The sequence below is a fragment of the Streptomyces sp. NPDC028314 genome (assembly GCF_055565795.1).
The window spans coordinates 196,671-217,801 of record NZ_JBVHTP010000003.1 but is presented as its reverse complement, the minus strand read 5'-3'; the positions used below and the strand labels follow the sequence as shown (position 1 = coordinate 217,801).

At 72.4% G+C, this 21,131-nt stretch carries 23 protein-coding genes; 15 read left to right on the top strand and 8 right to left on the bottom strand.

Translation table 11 applies throughout. The annotated features are described in order from the left end of the window. Positions 1-107 precede the first annotated feature (107 nt). From ACZ4TG_RS08730 to ACZ4TG_RS08720, 3 genes are all read left to right on the top strand, one after another. On the top strand, positions 108-728 hold the full coding sequence (locus ACZ4TG_RS08730; RefSeq protein ID WP_468160814.1) for a hypothetical protein: 621 nt from the start codon (positions 108-110) through the stop codon (positions 726-728). A gap of 167 nt (positions 729-895) precedes the next feature. Then, a complete protein-coding gene (locus ACZ4TG_RS08725; protein WP_468160812.1) occupies positions 896-1,471 on the top strand; it encodes a dihydrofolate reductase family protein in 576 nt (191 codons plus the stop codon). A gap of 351 nt (positions 1,472-1,822) precedes the next feature. Then, the gene (locus ACZ4TG_RS08720) at positions 1,823-2,410 is read left to right on the top strand and encodes a hypothetical protein (protein WP_468160810.1); all 588 of its coding nucleotides are present in this window, start codon (positions 1,823-1,825) and stop codon (positions 2,408-2,410) included. A 2-nt stretch (positions 2,411-2,412) separates the two neighbouring features. Here ACZ4TG_RS08720 and ACZ4TG_RS08715 read toward each other — a convergent pair whose 3' ends face one another. Beyond that, a complete protein-coding gene (locus ACZ4TG_RS08715) occupies positions 2,413-2,763 on the bottom strand; it encodes a carboxymuconolactone decarboxylase family protein (protein ID WP_468160808.1) in 351 nt (116 codons plus the stop codon). A 141-nt stretch (positions 2,764-2,904) separates the two neighbouring features. Between ACZ4TG_RS08715 and ACZ4TG_RS08710 the strand changes: the two genes are divergently transcribed. Together ACZ4TG_RS08710 and ACZ4TG_RS08705 are read left to right on the top strand one after the other, a co-directional pair. After that, complete coding sequence (locus ACZ4TG_RS08710; protein ID WP_468161440.1) at positions 2,905-3,765, top strand: LysR family transcriptional regulator; 861 nt, start codon at positions 2,905-2,907, stop codon at positions 3,763-3,765. Positions 3,766-4,049: 284 nt separating this feature from the next. Beyond that, positions 4,050-4,649, top strand: coding sequence for a hypothetical protein (locus ACZ4TG_RS08705; protein ID WP_468160806.1), 600 nt, complete (start codon positions 4,050-4,052; stop codon positions 4,647-4,649). A gap of 198 nt (positions 4,650-4,847) precedes the next feature. Here ACZ4TG_RS08705 and ACZ4TG_RS08700 read toward each other — a convergent pair whose 3' ends face one another. Next, positions 4,848-5,630: a polysaccharide deacetylase family protein gene (locus ACZ4TG_RS08700; RefSeq protein WP_468160804.1), complete on the bottom strand. Its 783-nt coding sequence runs from the start codon at positions 5,628-5,630 to the stop codon at positions 4,848-4,850. Positions 5,631-5,878: 248 nt separating this feature from the next. Here ACZ4TG_RS08700 and ACZ4TG_RS08695 point away from each other — a divergent pair, with 248 nt between their 5' ends. Then, positions 5,879-6,406, top strand: a complete 528-nt coding sequence (locus ACZ4TG_RS08695; protein WP_468160802.1) for a hypothetical protein — start codon at positions 5,879-5,881, stop codon at positions 6,404-6,406. A gap of 66 nt (positions 6,407-6,472) precedes the next feature. On the opposite strand, the gene ACZ4TG_RS08690 is transcribed toward ACZ4TG_RS08695, so the two are convergent. Continuing rightward, positions 6,473-7,621 (bottom strand): FAD-dependent oxidoreductase, encoded by a 1,149-nt coding sequence (locus tag ACZ4TG_RS08690; protein WP_468160800.1) that lies wholly within the window; start codon positions 7,619-7,621, stop codon positions 6,473-6,475. A 178-nt stretch (positions 7,622-7,799) separates the two neighbouring features. On the opposite strand from ACZ4TG_RS08690, the gene ACZ4TG_RS08685 reads away from it, so the two are divergent. The 6 genes from ACZ4TG_RS08685 (at position 7,800) to ACZ4TG_RS08660 (ending at position 14,627) form a co-directional block, all read left to right on the top strand. After that, positions 7,800-8,381 carry a TetR/AcrR family transcriptional regulator gene (locus ACZ4TG_RS08685; RefSeq protein ID WP_468160798.1) on the top strand — a complete coding sequence of 194 codons (582 nt, stop codon included), beginning with the start codon at positions 7,800-7,802 and terminating at the stop codon, positions 8,379-8,381. 149 nt (positions 8,382-8,530) lie between these two features. Beyond that, positions 8,531-10,036 carry a hypothetical protein gene (locus tag ACZ4TG_RS08680; RefSeq protein WP_468160796.1) on the top strand — a complete coding sequence of 502 codons (1,506 nt, stop codon included), beginning with the start codon at positions 8,531-8,533 and terminating at the stop codon, positions 10,034-10,036. A gap of 150 nt (positions 10,037-10,186) precedes the next feature. Then, positions 10,187-11,581, top strand: a complete 1,395-nt coding sequence (locus ACZ4TG_RS08675; RefSeq protein ID WP_468160794.1) for a hypothetical protein — start codon at positions 10,187-10,189, stop codon at positions 11,579-11,581. Between the two features lie 217 nt (positions 11,582-11,798). Beyond that, positions 11,799-12,698, top strand: coding sequence for a lysostaphin resistance A-like protein (locus ACZ4TG_RS08670; protein WP_468160792.1), 900 nt, complete (start codon positions 11,799-11,801; stop codon positions 12,696-12,698). Positions 12,699-12,729: 31 nt separating this feature from the next. Continuing rightward, entirely contained in the window at positions 12,730-14,031 is a 1,302-nt protein-coding gene (locus tag ACZ4TG_RS08665; RefSeq protein ID WP_468160790.1) for a sensor histidine kinase, read from the top strand. Next, positions 13,983-14,627, top strand: coding sequence for a response regulator transcription factor (locus ACZ4TG_RS08660; protein WP_468160788.1), 645 nt, complete (start codon positions 13,983-13,985; stop codon positions 14,625-14,627). Before ACZ4TG_RS08665 ends, ACZ4TG_RS08660 begins: the two co-directional genes overlap by 49 nt. 51 nt (positions 14,628-14,678) lie before the next feature. Here ACZ4TG_RS08660 and ACZ4TG_RS08655 read toward each other — a convergent pair whose 3' ends face one another. From ACZ4TG_RS08655 to rox, 5 genes are all read right to left on the bottom strand, one after another. After that, on the bottom strand, positions 14,679-15,182 hold the full coding sequence (locus tag ACZ4TG_RS08655) for a hypothetical protein (protein ID WP_468160786.1): 504 nt from the start codon (positions 15,180-15,182) through the stop codon (positions 14,679-14,681). Between the two features lie 125 nt (positions 15,183-15,307). After that, positions 15,308-16,579 carry an ATP-grasp domain-containing protein gene (locus tag ACZ4TG_RS08650; RefSeq protein ID WP_468160783.1) on the bottom strand — a complete coding sequence of 424 codons (1,272 nt, stop codon included), beginning with the start codon at positions 16,577-16,579 and terminating at the stop codon, positions 15,308-15,310. 24 nt (positions 16,580-16,603) lie between these two features. After that, positions 16,604-16,780, bottom strand: a complete 177-nt coding sequence (locus tag ACZ4TG_RS08645; RefSeq protein WP_468160781.1) for a hypothetical protein — start codon at positions 16,778-16,780, stop codon at positions 16,604-16,606. 175 nt (positions 16,781-16,955) lie between these two features. Continuing rightward, a complete protein-coding gene (locus ACZ4TG_RS08640) occupies positions 16,956-17,114 on the bottom strand; it encodes a hypothetical protein (protein ID WP_468160779.1) in 159 nt (52 codons plus the stop codon). 11 nt (positions 17,115-17,125) lie between these two features. Further along, a complete protein-coding gene (gene rox, locus ACZ4TG_RS08635; protein ID WP_468161438.1) occupies positions 17,126-18,553 on the bottom strand; it encodes a rifampin monooxygenase in 1,428 nt (475 codons plus the stop codon). Positions 18,554-19,060: 507 nt separating this feature from the next. Between rox and ACZ4TG_RS08630 the strand changes: the two genes are divergently transcribed. From ACZ4TG_RS08630 to ACZ4TG_RS08620, 3 genes are all read left to right on the top strand, one after another. Further along, positions 19,061-19,975 (top strand): aminoglycoside phosphotransferase family protein, encoded by a 915-nt coding sequence (locus tag ACZ4TG_RS08630; RefSeq protein WP_468161436.1) that lies wholly within the window; start codon positions 19,061-19,063, stop codon positions 19,973-19,975. 95 nt (positions 19,976-20,070) lie between these two features. Further along, positions 20,071-20,286: a hypothetical protein gene (locus tag ACZ4TG_RS08625; RefSeq protein ID WP_468161434.1), complete on the top strand. Its 216-nt coding sequence runs from the start codon at positions 20,071-20,073 to the stop codon at positions 20,284-20,286. Positions 20,287-20,467: 181 nt separating this feature from the next. Further along, positions 20,468-21,109, top strand: coding sequence for a sortase domain-containing protein (locus ACZ4TG_RS08620; RefSeq protein ID WP_468160777.1), 642 nt, complete (start codon positions 20,468-20,470; stop codon positions 21,107-21,109). The last annotated feature ends 22 nt before the right edge of the window (positions 21,110-21,131 follow it).

Here is a 21,131-nt window from a genome sequence, read left to right as displayed (position 1 = left end):
ATGCTCGCCCAGCGCCGAAAGGCTGTCCACCGCTTTACGGCCCCGGCGGAGGTCATGATCGTCCCGGCAAGGCGACCCCGCGCGCGGGGTCTGCCTATGCTGGCGCCATGGGTCTGGACCTCACGTTGTTCATGGCGGACTGGGAGCATTTGAGCGCCGTCCCCGTCGAGATGCGGGTCCAGGCACTGGACGACGCAAGCTGGGCACCGGAGCTCGGCGACGAGTACCGGGGAGACGGGCGCCCCGACGGCTGGCTGTGGCCCCCGGATCGGGGGGCCGCGTGGTGCGTCGAGTACAGCTTCTTCACCACCACCGGCTCCTATCGCCCGCACGCCCACGCCGGGGATGGGTGGGCCGACATGCGGCCCCTCGTCGACGCGTCCGTGCGCGAGGAGATGGACACCTTTCTCGCAGGTCTGATCTGGGATGCGGATCCGGCCGACGATCCTGCGCTGACTGGCGGCGGAGGGTTCTTCCCGGCGGCCACCGGCCGCTGGGCCCCGCGCGTCCTGCTGGCGTGCCCGCCTGAGGCAGTAGCCGGCAAGGCCCGTGCCTGGCAGCGGGTGGAGTCCCGGCTGAAGGAGCTGCGCGAACCGTTCGCCATCGAGTGTCAGGGATGGGTGGGCCGCCCGGACACCTTCGAGGACTTCACCGCGCTGCTGCGCGAATGGGGCGAGGTGACCACGCAGGCCGCGCGCCGCGGCTGGGGGCTGGTGGGCCTGCCCTAGGGCCGGGCCGGGCCGTGTCGTGTCGTGTCGTGGAAGATCGCCGTCCTTCGGCATGGTCTCGCGTGGTGCGGGGGGATCCGAGGGGATTCCCGCGAGCCGTGATGAGTCCTGCGGCGGGCGGCGGCCGACGGTCGTAGTGTCGAACCTCTTCCCGAGGAGGACTTCTGATGCGCAGCGTGACCTACTCGATGGGCGTCTCCCTCGACGGCTACATCGTCGGGCCGAACGACGACTTCGACTGGACTGATCCCGACGAGGAGGTCTTTCGCTTCGTCACCGACGAGATCCGAGAGGTCGGCGTCCACCTGTTGGGACGACGGCTGTACGAGACGATGCTGTACTGGGAGACCGCCGACCAGGACCCATCGCTCGACGACTCCCTGCTCGAGTGGGCCGCGCTCTGGAAGCCGCTCCCCAAGGTCGTGTTCTCCACCACGCTGTCGACGGTGCAGGGCAATGCCCGCCTGGCCTCCGGCGGCCTGGCGGAGGAGATCGAGCGGTTGCGGGCCGAGCCGGGGGAGGGCGACATCGCGATCGGCGGCGCGACTCTCGCCGCCGAGGCGGCCGCGTCGGATCTGATCGACGAGTACCGCGCCAGGGTCTACCCGGTGCTGGTCGGCGGTGGCATTCCGTTCTTTCCCCGGCGCGAGCGCAGGGTAGATCTCGAACTCGTCGAGAACCGCACCTTCAGCTCAGGAGTCGTCCACCTCCGCTACCGCGTGGCGCGCCAGGCCCGGCTTTAGGCGTTGCCGATGTGCTGGACGGGCCTACCGGTCCGTCCAGGCGGTGACGTCGCCGGCCCGGTGCACGGCGGGTGGCGCTCCCGGTCGACACCGCACCCCGGGAGCGGGACGATGGAAGCGAAGTGACGCGCTTCGGCGTCCCCCTTCACCAGCCGTCTGGCAGGCGGCGCGAAGGCTGCGGACCGGACCCGCCCCGTCGGCTTCCTCCCTCCGATTCCCCCGCCTCGAGCCGGCGGGACGTCCGGGCCGAACGCCTCCCCGGAGGATCGCCATGAATCGGTTTCGACCCCTCAAGCCCGGCGTCGCCCGCCGCGACCCCGGTCACGCCCGTGACCACCCGTGGGGGCAGCCATGACCGGTAGCCGAACAGCACGTCTCACCGCCTTCGGCGCAGCACCGCTCATGGCCCTGCTCGCCCTCACTTCGGCCACTCCGGCTGCCACGGCGGCCGTTCCCGCCGTCCCGAGCGTGTGCCACCTCTTGAGCCAGCCCAAGGACGCGTACCACCTGGGCTGCCGCGAGGGCTTCAGCCTGGGGCTGACGGCCGGCTACGAGAGCGGCTTGCGCTGCCAGAAGCTCCCGCCCCCGCTGTCGCCGGTGAACCCCACCCCGTTCGAACAGGGGAAGCGGCAGGGCTACGTGGACGGCTACAACCAGGCCTACGCGCACACGTACGAGAGGAACTGCGACCTGCCCCAGCTCCCTCCGGCGCAGAAGCCGCCGCAGACGCAGACACCGGAGAGCATGGCCGCCGCCGGGCGGGCGGCGGGAACCACGTGGGGCAGGGAGGACGCCCGGCTGACCTGCACCCGGGAGCACGCGAACCTGGTCCCGCCGACCAAGCCGGACGTGCGGATCACCGCGTACCAGAACGGCTACCGCGTCGGTTACGACGTCGCCTACGACGAGGCGTACCGCCAGCTCTGCATGAAGAAGTGACCTCAGCCGTGGGTGGGTGCCGCGGCGTGGGTGTGCTGCTCGTAGAGGCGGTCGGCGAGTAGTGCGTGGGCGAGTGTGCCGCCTGCCCGGACGGAGGCGGTCACGAAGGCGGCCTCGGCCAGTTCCTCGGCGGTGACTCCGTGGCGGCGGGCGGCGGCGGTGTGTACGTCCAGGCAGTAGGAGCACTGGGTGACGAGCGCGACCGCAACCGAGATCAGTTCGCGGTAGCGGCGCGGCACCGCCCCGTCCTCCCGGTCCACGGCCTGCTGGAAGGCGATCCAGGCGGCGAACTCCGCCGGGGCGTTGCCACCGACCTGGCGGGCGCGGTGGAGGTCGTCGGGTTGTGCGTACACGGGCGGACTCCTGAAGCGATGAGGGGCTTGGGGCGGCGGGGCCTGTTGCCCGGCGCCTGGCACCACCTCACCGCAGGAGCCCCGGTGCCGTCCAAGACCGGTTTCGGGTGGTCGGCTTCGTTCTCGGTATCGTGGCTGGTCATGGACCTGCGGGCATTGCACTGTTTCGTCGCGGTCGCCGAAGAGGGGCACTTCGGCCGCGCGGCCGTACGGCTACGTCTGGCCCAGCCGCCGCTGAGCCGCCGGATCCGCGAGCTCGAGGCCGACCTCGGGTGCCGGCTGTTCGACCGGATCCCCACCGGGGCGCGGCTCACCCCTGCCGGCGAGGTGCTGCTGGCGGAGGCGCGAGACCTTCTGGAACGCGCCGAACGTGCCCGTGAGCGGGTCCGCGGCGCGGAGGCGGGCCGGGTCCTCGTCCTGGGCACGGTCGCGGGCGCGGGCCTGGAGGTCGGCCCGGCGGCGCTGGACGCCTTGCGGCGCGAGCGCCCCGGAGTGCGGGTGCGGCTGCGCGAGGCACCGGTCACCGACCCGACGGCCGGCCTGCGCGAGGGCCGGGTGGACCTCGCGCTGACCCGTCTGCCCTTCGACACGACGGGTCTGACGGTCCGGCCGCTCGGCGAGGAGCCGGTGGTCGCGGTGGTGCCCGCGGACGACCCACTGGCGGCCCGCGCGCGCCTGCGCGTCACGGAGCTGGCCGACCGCCCGCGTTTCCGCCTGCCGCCGGGAACCGACGACCGGTGGCGCGCCTACTGGCTCGCGGCCGAGGAGGACGCACCCGGCCCGGTGGTGGCGTCCGTCGAGGAGTGCCTGCACGCCGTGCTGTGGGAGGGAGCGGTCGGCCTCCTCCCGGCGGGGGCCGCGCTGCGGCACGCGCGCCCCGGCATCGCCTTCGTCCCCGTCGACGGCCACCCGCCGAGCCGCGTCGTCACCGCCCGCCGTTCTGCCGTCACCGACCCGCTCGTCGACTCCCTCGTACACGCCCTCGAAGCCGCCGGGCCGTAACGCTCCGAACGCACCGGACGGGGGGCGGTGGCACGGCATCGGGCACGGCTACAGTTCGGGGCGGATCATCCTGATCGACTCGTTGCCGGGGGGCTTCTCACGTGTTCAAGCACCATGTCCGCGTCCTGACGGTGGCCGCCGGCTGCCTTGTGCTCTCCGCCTGTTCCGGCGGAACGGGTTCCGTCTCCGCAGACGCGGTGCTGGTAGGGACGCAGTCCCCTGGAGCCCCTTCAGGGCCGCGGAAAGGTCCGGCGCCTTCCGCTTCCGCTTCCCCTTCCGTTCCGTTGCCGACGCCGGGGGCGGCCGGCGCGATACCGGACACCGCCCGGTTGCGGGAGCTGGCGCTGCAGCCGGGTGAGGCCGCCGGGGTGCCGGCCCCCGCGCACGGGATCCGGGACGTGCACCCGGCCGAGCTGAGGCCCGTACCCCAGACGGAACCGTTGGCCCCGTGCCCCACCATGTGGGCCCTGCTCAACCAGCGGGGCGCCCAGGCCGCCATCGCCCAGACCCTCGACTCCGACGAACCCGGGAACCCGACGGTGAACTTCCTCGCGTCCCATTCGGCGACAGGGGCCGAGACGACGTTCGCCCGGCTGCGCTCGGCTGTCGCGGCCTGCCCCTCGGACGGCTCTGACGGCCGCAAGGCGACCGTGCGGTACGAGGACCTCGACAGAGCGGGGTTCCCCGAAGACACGATCCGCATCCGGATCACCGTCCTTGAGGAAGGCTCCGCCGAGCCCGCCGACGTCGTCGATCGCATTGTGGCGCGGGTCGGTGTGTGCATCGTCGACATGGCGGGGGCGGGGTCGGAGCCGTATCCCCGCCTCTCCGAGGCTCCCGTTCTGCGGCAGATCGAGCGACTTCGGGTCGCGCAGGGGCTGTGAGACCTCTCCAGCCTCCCCGCCGGGGCCGGTGGCCGGGTACCACATATACGCCGGATTCGCCGTCTTGTCGGCCAGCACGGCCTTGACCATGTCGGTGATGCGGGTGGTGCCGCTACGGAGTTGGCGCACGGGCCGACCCGACGGGGACCTGACGGCTGCGTGGTGAGCCTCCACCAGTCGGCGCTGTCTGCCGCCGCGTCAGGGCGTTGCCGGTGAGGCGGCGGGGTCGAGCAGGGTGCGCAGGTCGACGATGCCGTAGCCGCGGGTACGGACGGCGTCGATGATCTGGGGCAGGGCCTGGGCGTCGATGACCGGTTCCTGTCCGTCGAGGGAACCGACGTGCATCTGCACGATCTCTCCGGGCCGTAGCGCGTCCAGGGCCCGCTTGACCGCCTTCTGTACGGTCATCCCGGCGGCGGTGCCCTTGTATCCGGCGGTGTCGGTGGTCCATTCGATGTCCGCGTGCCCGAGGGCGTTGACCTCGGCGATCTGCGTGGGTGTGGTGGTTCCGTAGGGGAAGCGGAAGAAGGGCAGCGGTACGACACCGGCCCCGCGGATCGCCTGGTCGGCCAGGGTGATCTCCTGCGCGCGCTCGGGGGCGGTGAGCCGGCCGAACGGCGGGTGGGAGTGCGAGTGGTTGCCGATGCCGTGCCCGGCCGCGGCGATGGCCCGGACGGCGCCCGGGTGGCGTTCGGCGAAGTGGCCCGTGACGAAGAACGTGGCCGGTGCCTTCTGCTGCCGCAGCACCTTCAGGACGGTGTCGAGTCCTGCCTCGTCCCAGGCGGCGTTGAAGGTCAGAGCCATCACCCGCCCGGATGTGGGGACCTGGCGGACCGCGCTCCCGTACAGCCGCTCCACCGGCGCGGGGCCGGCGCTCCGACCCGCGGCCGGCATCCCGCTCACGACGAGCAGCACGGCGGATGCGGCCAGCACGGACAGGAACCTCCGGGTCGCCCGCGCGGGCAAGGAAACGAAGCTCATGTGCCCACAAGCTAGCGAAGCCCCGGCACGTCATCGGGAGCCGCGCGGAACGCGAAGGAGTGGCCGCGGTTGACGGAGACCCGGCACACGGTCTCCTCGTAGGTCAGCGGATCGCCGGCGAAGGCGGCCGGGCCCTCGGGACCGGGGGTACTTGCGCCTCGCGACCCCGGCTGTGAGCAGTCCTGCGGGGGTGTGGTGGTGTGGGGGGGCGAGGCAGTACGAGGAGAACCAACTGTGGGGGACACGTCGTGGGTCCGTGGGACGTGAAGAAGGACGAGGACCGTGAGCAGTGGGCGTGGAGCCCTCTGGTGGGTGTGGGGCCGCTGGAGTTCGGGATGAGGCCGGCCGAGGTGGCCGTGGCCCTGGGCCGTCCGGAATCAGAGGCAGGTGTCTCGTTCGACTGCGCGTGTCACAGCCCGGCCCCTGACAGGCAGGCCTTCTTCGATCTCGGGGTGACGCTCTACTACACGAAAGCCGGTCACCTGGCCGGAGTGGCTGTTCACGCTCTGACGGGCCCCCAGGTGACATTGGACGGTGCGGGGTTGGTGGGCCGGGTTCCTTCGGAGGCCGAGGAATGGCTCCTGGAGTACAACAAGGAACATGGGCTCCAGTCGCAGTACGCCGTGGACGGGAATCCGGTCTCCTACGACCTGGGCCTGTTCCTTCGGGCGCAGCGGGCCGGAGACCGTGTCCTGACCCGGCCGGTGTTCCTGTACAGCGGTTGGACGGGAGACCCGTGGGACCACGTGCCGCTGGAGGAGTGGCACACCTTCTGACCTTCTGACCCAAGCCGCACCGGTCGCTGTCGGCTCGGAGGAGCGGGCCGAGGGTCGGGACCTGCGTCAGGACTCGGCCTGACCGAAGCGCTCGACCTCGTCCGGGTCGGGGACGGACAGGAGGTGCTCGGCGCCGCCTTCGAGCATCTGGGCCATTTCGGCCGAGCGCGGGAGCATCGACTTCTCGTAGCTGCGTACAGCGTCGTCGATGGTGGGGGAGTGGACGAGAGCGAGCGCGAGTTCGCCGGCGTCGAGCATGGCGAGGTTGACGCCGACGCCGAGGGGCGGCATGAGGTGTGCGGCGTCTCCCAGCAGCGCCACGCTGGGCGAGTGCTCCCAAGTGTGCGGCACCGGCAGGGCGAAGAGCGGGCGATCGACGTAGGCGCCGTCGTTGTCGGTGATCATCCGGAGTATCTGCGGCGACCAGGCCGCGTACTCGCCGAGCAGATGCCGGCGGATGCCATTGGTGTCCTCGGGGCGAAGCCCGTTCGCCGCGATCCAGTCCGCGGGGACGCGCTGCATGATGTAGACGCGCATGTGGCCGCCGCTGTTGCGCTGTGCGAAGAGGCCACGCTCGCCGTCGGCGATGTGGGCGCTGCCCTTCCCGACCAGTCGGGAAAGCTCGGGGTGCGCGTCCTCCATGTCGTCGAACCATGCCTCGAGGAAGCTGACCCCGGTGTGGCGCGGTGTCGCCGGCGACACGGCGGCGCGGACACGGGAGAAGGCGCCGTCCGCACCGATCACAAGATCCGCCTCCATTGCCGTCCCGTCGGTGAACGTCAGTGTTCGCGGCCCGCCGGCCGGTCCGCCCACCGATGCGAGCGTGCGGCCCCACTGAACCGTTTCCGCAGCGAGTGAGCGCAGCAGCAGATCGCGGAGCTGTCCGCGGTCGATCTCGGGGCTGACCGTTTCGCCCTCGTCCGGCAGGTGGTGGGCAAGGACGCGCCCCGTCGGGTCCATCCGGCGCATTTCCTGTCCCTCGGGCCTGGCGAGCGCGAAGAACTCCTCCAGCAGGCCCGCTTCGCGCAGTGCGAGCTGGCCGTCCTCCTCGTGCAAGTCGAGCGAGCCTCCCTGGTTCCGGGAGTCCGTCTCCGGATCGCGGTCGTACACCGATACCGGGATGCCGTGCCGCTGCAGGATGCGTGCGCACGTGAGGCCTCCCGGTCCGGCGCCGATGATGCTGATGCGCGCGTTCGCGGGCGTCGGAGAGTCCATGGTGGATTCCTTTCGTCGGTCGGGGTTCCCGGCGACGCCGACGCCACGGCGCGGCGATGGCCGGTGCCGCGCCCCCACGGCGCGGCTCCCCTACGGAGACCACCAAAGCAGAAATGAGTCCGAAAGTGCAACGGTTTCAGTTTCTGGTTCGCTTCAGTTTCTGGGGTACCGTGGGCCCATGCCCGACTCTCCGATCCCGACCATTGGCCGTCGCGAGCGCAAGAAGGCCGCGACGAGACAGGCCATCGCCGACGCCGCCCTGGAGCTCTTCCTGGAGCACGGTTTCGAGCAGGTGAGCGTCCGCGATGTCGCCGAAAGGGCCGACGTGTCGACGACGACCCTCTTCGCGCACTTCCCGGGCAAGGAGGCGCTGGTCTTCGACCGTGAAGAGGAGGTCGAGGCGGCGCTGACCTCCGCCGTCCGTGAACGGCCCGAGGGTCAGGGCGTGGTCGAGGCGCTCCGTGCGCACGCGCTGAAGTCCTGGGCGGCGCTCGCGTCGGATCCGCGTCTGCACCGGTTCGCCGATCTGGTGGACGGGACGCCCGCACTCCGCGAATACGCGGAGCGCATGTGGATGCGCCATGCGGGCGCCCTCGGCGCCGTGATCGCGGAGGAACTCGGCCGGGAGTCGGACGATCTCGCCTGCTCGGCACTCGCGCGGTTCGTCCTGCAAGTCCCGACCCTGGTCAAGGGTCGAGAGGATCCACACGCGGCTGTGGAGACGGTGTTCGACCTGCTGCTCCACGGCTGGCGGGCGTAGCGCGAGGGGCACCGGTGCGCATGGCGCGGCGTATGTCCGGAAGGGTGCAGGGTGCCCTACGGCATCGACGCGAAGCTGTGATCTCCCTCGATGGTTGAACGGTGATCTGCCTCTTAATCTGATCCTGTTCAAAGCAGAGGGGAACAGCAGTGAAGTTCAACAAGCGCCTGGCTGCGGTGGCCGCGGCTGCGGTGGTCGGCCCGACGGTCCTCATGACCACGCCCGCCATGGCCGACGAGGCCGCCCAGCCCGCGGTGACCGTCCCGGACACCGAGCCGAAGGGATCCGCCGCGCCCGCGGCCGCGGCGGCGCCCGCGGAGGCGCCCGGGGTTACGGCCGCCCCGGAGGCGAAGAAGCCCGAGGCCCAGAAGCCCGGGGCCAAGCCGGAGGCCCAGACGCCGGAGGGCCAGAAGCCCGCGGGCCAGACGGCATCCAAGGAGGCCGGGAACGCCTCCGACGATGAGTACGAGCAGCCCACCGGCACCCTGATGGGCCCGGAGGTCACCGTCCACGGCATCCCCAAGGACGGGTTCAAGAAGGACGGCAGCTGGACGAAGCTGAACGTGGAGGTCGACAACGCCGGCCACCGCGCCGTCCCGAACTACACCCCGAGCCTCAACGTCATGCAGTGGGACGGCGGCTTCACGACCTCGCAGGTCAAGGTCGAGCGGCTGGTCGGCGGCACCTGGCAGCCCGTCAAGGCCGTCACCGCCGAAACCATGGGGCCCGGGTTCAAGTACTACCTCGGGACCACCGCCTCCGTGGCCGCCGAGGCGGTCTACACGGTGGAGGTGCGGATCAGCTTCACCGCCGACACTCCGGCCCTTCCCTTCGATCTGTACTCCGACGGCACCAGCCGTAACGGCTCGATCGTCAGCGCGTCCCCCGCGAGCTGGTACCAGTCCAAGATCGAGGGCGCCGAGGACGGGGACGAGACGCAGCCGACGTTCATCGAGGGGCCCGCCCTGACGGTGAGCGAGGTGCCCGGCTCCATCACCGCCGGTGGCGGGTGGGCGAACGTGACCGTCCACGTCGACAACACCGGCAAGGACGCCCAGAAGACGTTCGACCTGGGGATGAGCCTGTCCCATCTGGACCGGTCCGGCATGAACCGCGACCAGATCCGGGTCGAGGTCTACAGCAAGGACGAGAACGGTGTCCTCGGTTGGCACCCGACGGAAGATTGGCTCGGGGAGCAGGACAACTTCGCCTACGAGCTCGCGTCCGGGCCGATCGGCAGCGGCAAGGCCTTTGACGTCCAGGTCCGGATCCGGGTGTCCGCGGACGCGCCCACGGGCGACCTCAGCATCCGTTCGTGGGGCGGCGGACCGTACGACGAGGAAGCCAACTCGTACGTCGAGTCGCGCTCCAAGCCCCGCCTGACCAAGATCGTCGCCGCCGACAAGAACGACGGCGGCAACACGGGCAACACGGGCAATACGGGCAACCAGCCGAAGCCCGACGGGGGCGCGACCCCGATCAACAGCGGCACCGGCACCGGCACCGGCACGACCACCGCCCCCGCGGGTGGTGAACTCGCCGCCACCGGCGCCGACCCGGCCACCACCTGGGCCCTGGGCGGCGCGGGCGTGGCAGTGGCCATGGGCGTTGCCCTGGTCGCCGGCACCGGCCGCCGGCGCCGCACCACGGTCTGAGACACGGCGATGCCCCCGCCCTCCCGGAGGGCGGGGGCATCGCCGTGCCCGGACGAGCTCAGCGGGCCCGGTTCGGCAGACCATGGCCATCGCCACGCTGCGCCTCGGTCGGCGGTGGCGCTGTCGGTGGGACGGTTTAGCCTGCGTCACATGATCGAGGGGGAATTCGCCGTACCGTCACCGGCTGGGCTCGCCGACGAGGTCGCGGCCGTGCTGGCCGACCGCCGCGACCCCGGCGTCGAGGCGTTCGAACGCGTGCTCAACGCCGTGGTGAGCCACAGCTACCGGGACCGCGACACACTGACCGCCGCGTTGCGCTCCCTTCCGGGGGAGTTCACGGCGCTGCCGCACCCCCGGGTGCGATGGGTCGCCGGTGTCGTCGGTGCCGCGGTCGGTCCGCTTGGCGGGGAGTCCTGGGAGAACGCCGGGGCGGGCTGGCTGGAACTGTGCCAGCACGTGGCGTTGGACTACGTCGCCGGAGCGCGCGTCGTCGAACTCGGCGCGCGGCTGCGGGCAGGTGACCCCGTTCCTTTCCTGCTGTCCGTGCCGAGCAGGCCGTCCGGCGCGGTGGAGCCGTACGAACTGGTAGCGCGCCTCGCCGAGTACGGGCGGCTGGGCGTCCGGCCGGGCCCCGCGGACCTGGGGCAGGCGCTGCTGCGCTGCGGCGGCCCGGTGGATGCCGGAGCGGTGCGCGCGGCGGAGAAGTTGGAGCTGGACGAGGGGCCCCGGGTGGCCGCCTGGCTGCGGCAGGGCGGTCTGCCCCTGCCGGCGTCGTGGCGGGAGCGCGAGTCGGGTGCGCCCGAGCGTCCCAGCAGGCGCCGCGGAGCGCGGATCGGCCGCCGGATCCTGGTGGGGCACGATGCGATCGACGGCCGGGGCGCGTTCCCCCGGCGCTTCTGGTCGCTGTTCCGGAAGTTCGAGCCGTACATCGGTTGTGCGCACGCGTCCCTGCCCGACGGCCGGGACGCGCACACGGTCGCGACCCTGCCCTGGCACCCGGAGATCGCCGCGGCCCGGCTCCTGGCGGGTGTCGCCTCGGCGGCCGACCAGGACGGGTGCGGGGCCCCCGCGTTCCTGGAGGCCCTGGCTGCGGCCGAGGGACCGGCCGGACCCGCGGTGCACCTCGCCGTCGCGTACGGGCTCGCCTCCGTCCCGGAGCGGGACCGGGAGGCCGCGGTGCGGGCGCTGGTCCTGCTGGCCGCGCGGGGCCGGCTGGACGGGGAACTGCTGGGCCGGGAGCTGGCCGAACTCGTGGGGCTGGGCACGCTGAAGGTGCCCCTGCTGACCGAGTCGCTGCGGGCGGCGGCCGCCCTGCCGGGGGGAGCCGAGGCGGTCTGGGCGGTCCTGGCCCCCGCGCTCCCGGGCTTCCTGGCGTGCGTCCGGCCGCAGGCGCTCGGGGCGCTGCTGGCCGTCGCGGCGGACTCCGCGCGGCTGTCCGGTGCCTACGGTGAGCTGCCCGAGGTGACCGCGCTCGGGCAGCAGCCGGGTTCGTCCCAGCTGCTCAAGCAGGCCCGGCGGCTGCGCGACACGCTGGCCGGGCGCTGACCCCGGGGAGGGCGTCCTGGGCCGCGGCGGCCGCGGGTGAAGGTCTGAAGATCGTTTGCAGGGCGAGGCATTCCGGGTCGTCTGCCGGCGGGGGGTGTACCTGGGTACACCCCCCTTCGGCATCCACGTACAAGGGCGGCGCGGATCCGCACCGGCAGAGTCGGGGGCAGGGCGTGACGGGCACGCCGGAAGCGATCGACGGGGGAGGCCGGGCAGCATGCCGGACCGCAAGCAGGGGCAGCGGCAGCCGCGGACGGGGTGGGCGGTGGAAGCGGGGGCGTTCCTCGCGGTCGCCTTCGCGGCGGCGGGGTTGTGGGGCGCCGTGCAGCCCGCGACGGGGATCCCGCCCGAGGTGGTGCAACTGACCCAGTTCGGGCCCGCCGTCGCCGTGGCGGCCGTGGCGCTGCTGTGGGCCGGCCGGGTCAGGGACCGGCTCGCGGGAACCCTGCCGGCGCGGGGCCGCGGGCCCGCCCGGGGCAGCGGGCCGGCCCGGGGCAGCGGGCCGGCCCGGGGCAGCGCGCCGGCCGGCTACGAGGTGCCGAGTTCGGCACGCCTCCGGGCGGCCCTCCTGCTCACCCCGGCCCTGATCACCGCGCTGTGCGCGGGCGGTGGCGTACTGGTGGCCGGCTCACTCCCGGTGACCGGCCCTCGGGCCCTGGAGAACCCCCTCGTCCTGGTCGTGGCCGCCCAGCTCGTCGGTGCCTGCGGCGAGGAGATCGGGTGGCGCTGCTACTTCCAGCCGCTGCTGCGCACCCGCTTCGGCCCGGTCACCTCTTCGGTCCTGGTGGGCGTGGCCTGGGGCCTGTGGCACGTACCGGTCCTCGCGCAGGACCCGGCGTACGCGGCCGGCTTCCTGCTGGCCACCGTCGCCCTGTCCGTGATCCTCGGTCTGGCTCTGGAACGCCTGCGGAGCAACAGGCTGCTGCTCGCCGGCGGCTTCCACACCCTGGTCAACCTCGGGATGCTGCTCGTCACGGACGAGACGTCCGGGGCGGTCCTGCCGATGGTGCTCTTCGGCGCGGCCTGTCTGGTCGCAGCGCTCCCCTGGATCGCCTCCGCCCGCCGGGCGGCGACGGCGCCGGATAGCATCACCGCAACGGCGCGCGCAGAGCGCTGACGTGACGGAACGGAACCACAGACAGGTGGGCATGGCACAGGGGGGCGAGCGCACCGGCATCAGGGTCGCCGCGGCCGACATCGGCCGCTGCCAGCTGCTCTCGCTCGCCGCCTTCGCCGTGTCCGGGGCCGGCGCCCTCGTGGTGGGGGCACTGCTGCTCCTGCCCGTCGGCGTCGGCTTCTTCCTGCTCCCGCCCGCCGCGGCGGCCCTGCGCCGCCTGTCCGACCGCTACCGCGGCTGGGCCGCCCGCTGGACGGGAACCGTGATCAGCCCGCCGGAACCGCTGCCGCCCCGGTCGGTCCCGCGCGAGGGCACGGCCGGACGCCGCCGACGGGCCCTCGCCCTCCTCGGTGACATCGGGTTCTGGCGCGACCTGCGCTGGGCCTGGGCGGAGCCGTGGACGGGTGCGCTCCTCGTCGCCGTGCCCCTGGCGCTCGTCGCGTACGGCGTTTTCGGTGCGGCCGTACAGCCCTTCGTCTGGCGGCTCCTGGGCGACGGAAACTGGTATGCCTTCGTTCCGGTCGAATCCCCGGCGGCGATGCTGGCCGCTCTCCTGCTCGGCGTCGCGTTCGGCGTCGCGGGGGTGCTCCTGGCCCCCGTGGCGCTGCGGCTGCACGCCCGCTGGAGCGGGCGGCTGCTGGCCGCCCCGTACACCACCGAACTCGTCCGCCGCATCGAGCACCTCGCAGAGTCCCGCGCCGACATCCTCGACGTCCAGGCCGCCGAACTGCGGCGCATCGAGCGGGACCTGCACGACGGTGCGCAGGCCCGGCTGGTCGCCCTGGGCATGACCCTCGACGAGGCCGTCCGGCTCCTCGACTCCGACCCTCCGGCCGCCCGGGCACTGCTGCGGGAGGTGCGCGCCACCTCCCAGCGGGCCCTGCAGGACCTCCGCGAGCTGGTCCACGGCGTCCTGCCGCCCGTCCTCGCCGACCGGGGTCTCGGTGACGCGGTGCGCTCGCTGGCCCTGGACAGCCACCTCGACGTCCACGTCGAGGCCGCCCTGCCGGGCCGGCTCCCGGCGTCCGTGGAGTCCGCGGGCTACTTCGCCACCGCGGAGCTGCTCGCCAACGCCGCCAAGCACTCCGGCGCCCCCGAGGTCCGCATCCGGCTGAGCCATACGTACGGCGTCCTGCGCGTCGTGGTCGCCGACGACGGCCGCGGCGGCGCGGACCCGGGCGGGAACGGACTGCGGGGCATCCGGCGCCGGCTCGCCCCCTTCGACGGAACCCTCGTCCTGCACAGCCCGCGGGGCGGTCCGACCACCGCGACCTTGGAGATACCGTGCGCGTCGTCCTGGCCGAAGACCTCTTCCTCCTCCGGGACGGGCTGACGCGCACCCTGCAGGACCACGGCTTCGAGGTGGTCGCCGCGGTCGACAACGGCCCCGCCCTGCTGAGGACGCTCCTCGAAGAGGAGCCGGACGTGGCCGTGGTCGACATCCGGCTGCCACCCACCTTCACCGACGAGGGCCTCCAGGCAGCCCTGGAGGCCCGGCGGACCCGGCCGGCGTTGCCGGTTCTGGTGCTGTCCCAGTACGTGGACCAGCTCTACGCGCACGAACTGCTCGCCGGGGGACAGGGTGCGATCGGCTACCTCCTCAAGGACCGGATCACGCACACCACCCAGTTCGTCGACGCGGTCCGCACCGTCGCCGCGGGCGGTACGGTGATGGACCCGCAGGTCATCGCACGGTTGCTGGCCCGCAGCGACGCCCGGGGCACCACGGCGGAGCTGACACCGCGCGAGCTGGACGTACTGGGACGCATGGCCGAGGGCCGCTCCAACGCGGCCGTGGCGCAGACGCTGTTCATCAGCGAGAGCGCGGTCGCCAAACACACCGCTGCCATCTTCGCCAAGCTGCGGATCGAACCGTCCGCGGACGACAACCGCCGGGTGCTGGCCGTACTGGCCTATCTGAAACGCTAGGCCGTGCCGCGCAAGGGCCATGAACTGACCGGCCCCGGAGGGGAGTCGGTGTCAGTCAGGAGTTCCCGGCATGCCCCACCAGGCGTTCCTGCCCTTGACGTCGGCTGTCGGACACGTCGTGCGCCACGCAGCGAGCACCGGGGGGCGACCTGGACGTGCGAAGGAGAGCCGTCTTCTCCGTAGGCTCAGACGGAGTCTCGCCGAGTCGTCGATGACGTTGTCGTGGATGACGAGGACCCGGGCCACCTCGCGGGGGTCGTGCTCGCTGGCCCCTCCGCCGACCCGCCGAAGGCGGAGCCTGGCAGGGCCGTCGGCCTCGCGGGCGACGATCCGTACCTCGACCAGCCGCCGCCGGTCCCACGCCCAGTACGCGATCTCCGCCACCGCGTAGGCCACGGTCACATACACCGCCCACCTGACGTCGGCGGCCGTCCACAGCACCAGGCCGAACGAGCCGAGGCAGCAACCACCCATCACCGCCGTGCGTCGTAGCCGCGCATGCATCCGCGTACTCTTGTCCGCCGCGTCCCAGAGCAGACCTTCGCTGACAGCCATCCCGCCATCATGGTCCCCGCACCGTCATCCTGAAAGTCTGTCCTGAAAGCCTGAAGCGGGACGCCAAGCCCAGGCCGATTCATGGGTGAACGGCCTTCGAGGTCAACGCAGTTGCGCCGCGCCGGTCACCGGCGCCGGCTCGCCGGCCCGTGGTCTCGAGTCCGCGCCGTGAGGAGCGTGGTGTTGGTCACCGCACCGGAACCCAGGTTGATGACCCGGCCGGCGGTGCGGTCCGGTCCGGCGTGGCGGACCAGGGCTCCGCAGATGCGGCCACCGACCAGGAACGGGGAGAGTACGAAGGGGAGCCGGAGATCGCACCGTGCGCCGGACGAAGGGTCGAAGAACGGCATCCGGACGGTGTCACTGTCCACACGCCGCTGGAGGACGACGGTCCCCTGGCGGGCGCCCTCGGTGATCAGGGCCCGCCAGCTGCGGCCGTCGTGGTCGGTGCCGAACACCACTCCGCGGCCGCTGCCTTCGTTCGCCGGCTTGAGGACCAGGTCCGCCCGCTCCCGAAGCGCGCGGCGCAGGACGGCTTCCCGTTCCCGGCACGACTGCTGCGGCCCGGCCCACGCGGTCCAGGGGACGTGGGAGAGGACCAGTGCGCGGTCCTCGGCGGGCAGCAGGTCGAGGTCCTCGTGGATCCAGGCCAGGACCTGCTTGCTCCGCAGCAGCCGCATCGTCTCCGGCAGGAACAGCTCCACGGCGTCGGCGGCCAGCGCAGTGGCGATCGCATCCACGCCACCCGAGTCATCCGTGACCATCCAGGTGTAGAACCAGTTGAGGACCATGCCGACACGGGCGTCCCCCGCGTACAGGCGGCCGCGCTCGTCCGTACGCAACCGGCTCAGGTCCTCCACCACGACGTCCCGCCCCGCGCTCGCGGCGGAATCGACGGTCGGGCGCAGGTAGGCGCGCAGCGCACGCCGGTTGCCGAGCTTCGCGGCCTGCCCGAGGCGGGTGCGCCAGGTCGGTACCAGCAGGCGGCCCCCGAGCCCGCTCCGCCGGGACATCAGGGCGGCCAGGAGCGCCGAGCGGGCCGCCAGGACCGGGGAGGGGGCGGTCAAGGCGCCGCCCGGCCACAACCGGGCGTAGGCCTCCGCCATCCGGTCCAGCGCCGGAATCCCGTAGGTGGTGGCCGAGATGTTCAGCTCCAGGAACTTCGGGACACCCCGGCAGAGCAGGACATCGGGCCGGGCGACGCGTAGTACCTCGCCGTGCTCCAGCGGCCGGGAGGGGGTGAGCAGCCGGTGCGGGCATCGGTCGTGCATCACCTCCCGCAGCTCGCCCACCGTGGTGGCCCGCCTGCGGCAGGCGTCGACAGCCAGCCGCAACAGCCGCTCCGCGACCGCACCCAGCGCCTCGTAGTCGCGGCGGGCGACGACCAGCGGACGCATCGGCTGCCACGGCCGACCGCGCTGTCAGTGCTCCTGCGCCCCGTACGGCCAGCGTCCCGTCGCCGCGCGCCGGGCGAGGAACGCCGTCCGGTCGCTCGTGGGCAACTGCTCCCAGAGGTCGTGGAGAGCCACAGGCACACCCTGGTCGGCGCATTCCGGGCGGGCGTGGTGGGCCGGGGGCCCGGTGATGGGTGTCGTCATGCCGGGACAACCCGCCTTCCGGGCCTGGGGTAACGCGCGCCGTCTCGGCCCGGGAAGGGTCGGGTGGCGACCACGAGCGTACCCGGGTGCCTTGTCCGCGCCGAACCCGGCGGGGACAAGGCAAAGCCCGGACGGGGTGGTCCGGGCCTTCGCCACGATGGCGCGGCTCTGTCCGTCAGAACGTGCGCTGGGTGGACCAGTTGGCGTGGCTGGACGGGTTGGTCAGGTCGTAGGCCGTGCCGGAGAGGCGTCCGTCCGGGCCTCGGACCCCGGTGTACCGTCCTACCGGCCCGTGCGACCAGGTGACGACGAAGCAGATGTTCTGTCCGTCCACGGCACCCTCCCTCAGCTGACGGCAGCGCCGAACCACCTGGGCAGGTGGCCGAGCAGATCCTGCTGATCTTCACCGACCCACGCCACGTGGCCGTCCGGCCGCAGAAGCACGGCGGGCACGCCCAGCTCGTCGCTGACGTCGACGACGTGATCGATCCGGTCGGCCCACCCGGCGACCGAGAGCCGGCCGGTCTGGTCGAGGAGAAGTCCGCGGCCGTCGTGCATCAGCTCGTAGAGGCGCCCGCGCTTCAGCCCCACGTCCCGCATCCGCCGGCCGAGCAGTTCGTGGCCCCCGCCGAAGTCGTAGCGGACCCCGACCGCGGTGATCATCTCGGTGACGTACCGGTTCACCTCCTCGAAGTCCATCAGCTTCGAGAACAGCTCCCGCAGCGCCGTCGCACCCGGATCGGCCCCCAGCAGGGTGATCCCCGCCCGGGTGTTGTCCAGTACTGCGGCGCCCACCGGGTGCCGTTCGGTGTGGTAGGTGTCCAGCAGCCCCTCCGGCGCCCAGCCGTTGACCGCGGCGGCCAGCTTCCAGCCGAGGTTGAACGCGTCCTGCACGCCCAGGTTGAGCCCCTGCCCGCCGGTCGGCGGGTGGATGTGCGCGGCATCGCCGGCCAGCAGCACCCGGCCGACCCGGTAGCGCTCGGCCTGTCGGGTGGCGTCGCCGAACCGGGACAGCCAGCGCGGCGAGTGCACGCCGAAGTCGGTGCCCGCGAAGGCCCGCAGCTGCTGCTTGAACTCTTCGAGGGTCGGCGCGGCCGTACGGTCCTCGGCCACCCCGTCGGCGGGCACGATCACCCGGCACAGCCCGCCCTCGGTGGGGGCGACACCGAAGCGCAGTTGGGTCTTGCGGACCTCCTCGACGACGGCGGCGATCGTCGCCGGATCCTCGGTCACCTCCATCTCACCCAGCAGCGTCTCGACCTTCGCGGGTTCGCCGGGGAAGCCGACGCCGAGGAGCTTGCGCACCGCACTGCGGCCGCCGTCGCAGCCGACGAGGTAGCGCGAGCGCAGCCGCGTCCCGTCCGTCAGCTCGATGCTCACCCCGTCCTCGTCCTGGCTCAGCCCGACCACTTCGCAGCCGCGCCGGATCTCGGTACCGAGTTCGAGGGCGCGCTCGTTGAGCAGCCGCTCGGTGACCGGCTGCGGGGTGGCGAGGCCGTACGGGTGCCCCGTGTCCAGCCGGTCCGGCCACGGCTTCATGATGCCGCCGAACATGCCGCCGACCTGGAACTTCTCGCTGACCGTGAGGAACCGGTCCAGCAGACCGCGCTGGTCCATCACCTCGACGCTGCGTGCGTGCAGGCCCTGTCCGCGGGACTGCTCGGTCGGCTCGGTCAACTTCTCCAGCACGACCACCTGCACTCCGGCCAGCCGCAACTCGCAGGCCAGCATCAAGCCGGTCGGTCCGCCGCCGACCACGATCACGTCAATCATCACTACGCCCATTCAACGAGATTGGATTCCGCCCAGCCGCTCCGCGCGGTCCGCCGGCGCGCACACCCGCGGCTGCGCGCCGATTCCCCGCAGCCGCACCGCGCGCCCCACCGGCGGATCGACGTTCCCGTGCAACCCGTGCGTCGACATCAACACACGCACGCAGGTACGTACGCCGCGAAACTGTCATTTCCGCAGGTTCTGGCCTTGGCCGGCCATTCTGCGGCACGACCAGGGCCTTGCCGCAAGCCCCCCGATGCGCTATATGTTGAGGAGGGCAAGGAGTGGGTACTCTCCTTGCCCTTTGTCGTTCGAGGAGCGCGGCGTCGCGGTGCCGCTGCCGAGCCGCTCTCGCGATACGGCGCCCGAACCCGGATGAGAGTGCGCACGCTCTGTCAAATCCCTTTGCCGTCATGGAAGAAGGGGCCAGGGTGGGTGTCCGCGCGACCGGGCATCGGCATTCATTCATTCATTCATTCCCGCGCCATCGAATGGTTGAGTGAGATCATGGAAAGCTTCAAGATCGATGAGCAACTGGTGCGCTCCCTGGTGCGTGAGCAGCACCCGGACCTTGCGGGACTGGACCTGCGGGAGGTGGTCGGCGGTTGGGACAACCAACTGTGGCGCCTCGGGGACGAGTTAGCCGTACGCATACCACGGACGGAGCGCGCGCCGTCCCTCCTGCGCAACGAATACCGGTGGCTGCCCGCCTTGGCGCCGAGCCTTCCACTACCCGTCCCGACCCCCGTGCGGATCGGCGAACCGTCCGCACGGTTCCCGCGGCCATGGAACATCGCGACGTGGGTTCCCGGCGAACCGGCCGACCAGGCCCCGATCGGCCGCGGCCGCGCAGCCGACACTTTGGCGGGCTTCCTCAAAGCGCTCCACACGGAGGCGCCCGCCGAGGCGCCGGTCAGCCCGGATCGTGGCGTCCCCCTGAAGGTGCTCACGGACGGTTTCGGAAAGGGACTTGAGGAAGTCGTCTCCGGGGACGTTGCAGGCGATTTCCGGGATGCCCGGGACATCCGCCGCATCTGGGACGAGGCCGTCGCAGCCCCCGACTGGCAGGGGCCGCCGCTATGGCTGCACGGCGACCTCCACCCGGCGAACGTCGTCGTCCGGGACGGGACGCTCTCGGGCGTGATCGACTTCGGCGACATGTGTGCCGGCGATCCGGCGGCCGATCTTGCGGCCGCGTGGGTGCTCCTTCCCGCAGGGGCGGTTCCACGGTTCTTCGACGCCTACGCAGTCGCGGACGAGGCGATGATCCGGCGCGCACGGGGGCTGGCTGCCCTGAAAAGCCTTTTCCTCATCCTCATGGGCCGGGCAGGGGAGCGGGGCCTGCCAGGCGGTAAGCCGACATGGGGACCCGCGGGCCGGGCGGCCCTCGACCGGGTTCGTGACGGGGGCGGACGGGGGTAGACGGGGCCAGGGGCCGCGCTTCGCTGCCCCCGGCGTGGTCAGGGGGTCCGTCCGCCGGGGGTCGGCCCGCTTCGTACACTCGCCTGGTGGACGAGATGAGATGTACCAACTGTGGTGCCGTCGGCCTGGAGCCGGGCTTCGTCGAGGACGCGGGGGAGGGCGCCCGGGGTTACGCCCGATGGATCGCCGGGCCGCTGGAGCGCGGCCTGTTCGGCGGCGCCAAGCGCCTGGGCCGGCCCCGCCGACGCATCGAGGCCTACCGCTGCCCGCGCTGCGCGCACCTGGCACTCTTCGCCACCGACCCCGTCTGACAGCCGCCCTGTCGGGCAGAGGCCCGGACTGGGTACCTGGCGGCGGGCGCCTCGGGGTTGAGCCGGATCGGTCCGCGAGCTCGCCCGCGGGCTGCCGCACGCGCTCCCGTATGCAAGGCTGGAAGAAGAGCCAACCGGGCCAGTCTGCCCCGTGAGGCCCGGCCGATCGACGGATGTCGCCATGCCCAAGTGCCTCGTCTTGCGTACCGTGCCGGTGGCTCTCGCCGGCGCCGCCCTCGCCGTCTTCGTGACGGCTCCTGCCGCGACGGCTTCCGCGTCCGGTCAGGCCGCAGCACATGTCCACGCCGCCACGGGCGTCCAGGCGGCCACCCTGTCGATACCCGCCATCGGCGTGTCCGGGCTGCCTGTGGTCCCGTACCCGGGCAGTCCCGACGACGCGCCGGGCACCCGGATCCAGGACCAGGGCGCTGCGGCGAGCCCGTACGGCCCGGGGGGAGGCGTCGGCCCCGGAGACGTGGGGAACTACATCGTCACCGGGCACCGCGTCGTGGCGGGCGGCCCGATGCGGGCCCTCCCTTCGCTGCCGGCCGGGGCGCAGGTGTCCGTCACCGCCGGTGACGTGACGTACCAGTACACGATCACCGCGACCCGGACCACGTCGTTCCGGTCGCCGGCGTCGATGGCCGCGCAACGCGCCGCGGTCCCCGGATCCCCGGGCGCCGTTCCCACTCAAGCGATGATCACCCTGACCACGTGTCTCACGCCTGAGGACGACGCGGCGGGCAACTTCTGGCGGGACGCGCAGAACAACCCCGAACACCGCATCGACAAGATCGGCGTTCTTACGGCCACCAAGCCCTGAGGGAGCGCCACCCGCCTGCGGC

Excerpts from the sequence above, each read along its gene's own strand:
- ACZ4TG_RS08730 (WP_468160814.1), top strand. The coding sequence starts at position 108 with ATGGGTCTGGACCTCACGTTGTTCATGGCGGACTGGGAGCATTTGAGC.
- ACZ4TG_RS08725 (WP_468160812.1), top strand. The coding sequence starts at position 896 with ATGCGCAGCGTGACCTACTCGATGGGCGTCTCCCTCGACGGCTACATC.
- ACZ4TG_RS08720 (WP_468160810.1), top strand. The coding sequence starts at position 1,823 with ATGACCGGTAGCCGAACAGCACGTCTCACCGCCTTCGGCGCAGCACCG.
- ACZ4TG_RS08710 (WP_468161440.1), top strand. The coding sequence starts at position 2,905 with ATGGACCTGCGGGCATTGCACTGTTTCGTCGCGGTCGCCGAAGAGGGG.
- ACZ4TG_RS08700 (WP_468160804.1), bottom strand. The coding sequence starts at position 5,630 with ATGAGCTTCGTTTCCTTGCCCGCGCGGGCGACCCGGAGGTTCCTGTCC.
- ACZ4TG_RS08690 (WP_468160800.1), bottom strand. The coding sequence starts at position 7,621 with ATGGACTCTCCGACGCCCGCGAACGCGCGCATCAGCATCATCGGCGCC.
- ACZ4TG_RS08685 (WP_468160798.1), top strand. The coding sequence starts at position 7,800 with ATGCCCGACTCTCCGATCCCGACCATTGGCCGTCGCGAGCGCAAGAAG.
- ACZ4TG_RS08675 (WP_468160794.1), top strand. The coding sequence starts at position 10,187 with ATGATCGAGGGGGAATTCGCCGTACCGTCACCGGCTGGGCTCGCCGAC.
- ACZ4TG_RS08670 (WP_468160792.1), top strand. The coding sequence starts at position 11,799 with ATGCCGGACCGCAAGCAGGGGCAGCGGCAGCCGCGGACGGGGTGGGCG.
- ACZ4TG_RS08665 (WP_468160790.1), top strand. The coding sequence starts at position 12,730 with ATGGCACAGGGGGGCGAGCGCACCGGCATCAGGGTCGCCGCGGCCGAC.
- ACZ4TG_RS08655 (WP_468160786.1), bottom strand. The coding sequence starts at position 15,182 with ATGGCTGTCAGCGAAGGTCTGCTCTGGGACGCGGCGGACAAGAGTACG.
- ACZ4TG_RS08650 (WP_468160783.1), bottom strand. The coding sequence starts at position 16,579 with ATGCGTCCGCTGGTCGTCGCCCGCCGCGACTACGAGGCGCTGGGTGCG.
- ACZ4TG_RS08645 (WP_468160781.1), bottom strand. The coding sequence starts at position 16,780 with ATGACGACACCCATCACCGGGCCCCCGGCCCACCACGCCCGCCCGGAA.
- rox (WP_468161438.1), bottom strand. The coding sequence starts at position 18,553 with ATGATTGACGTGATCGTGGTCGGCGGCGGACCGACCGGCTTGATGCTG.
- ACZ4TG_RS08630 (WP_468161436.1), top strand. The coding sequence starts at position 19,061 with ATGGAAAGCTTCAAGATCGATGAGCAACTGGTGCGCTCCCTGGTGCGT.
- ACZ4TG_RS08625 (WP_468161434.1), top strand. The coding sequence starts at position 20,071 with ATGAGATGTACCAACTGTGGTGCCGTCGGCCTGGAGCCGGGCTTCGTC.
- ACZ4TG_RS08620 (WP_468160777.1), top strand. The coding sequence starts at position 20,468 with ATGCCCAAGTGCCTCGTCTTGCGTACCGTGCCGGTGGCTCTCGCCGGC.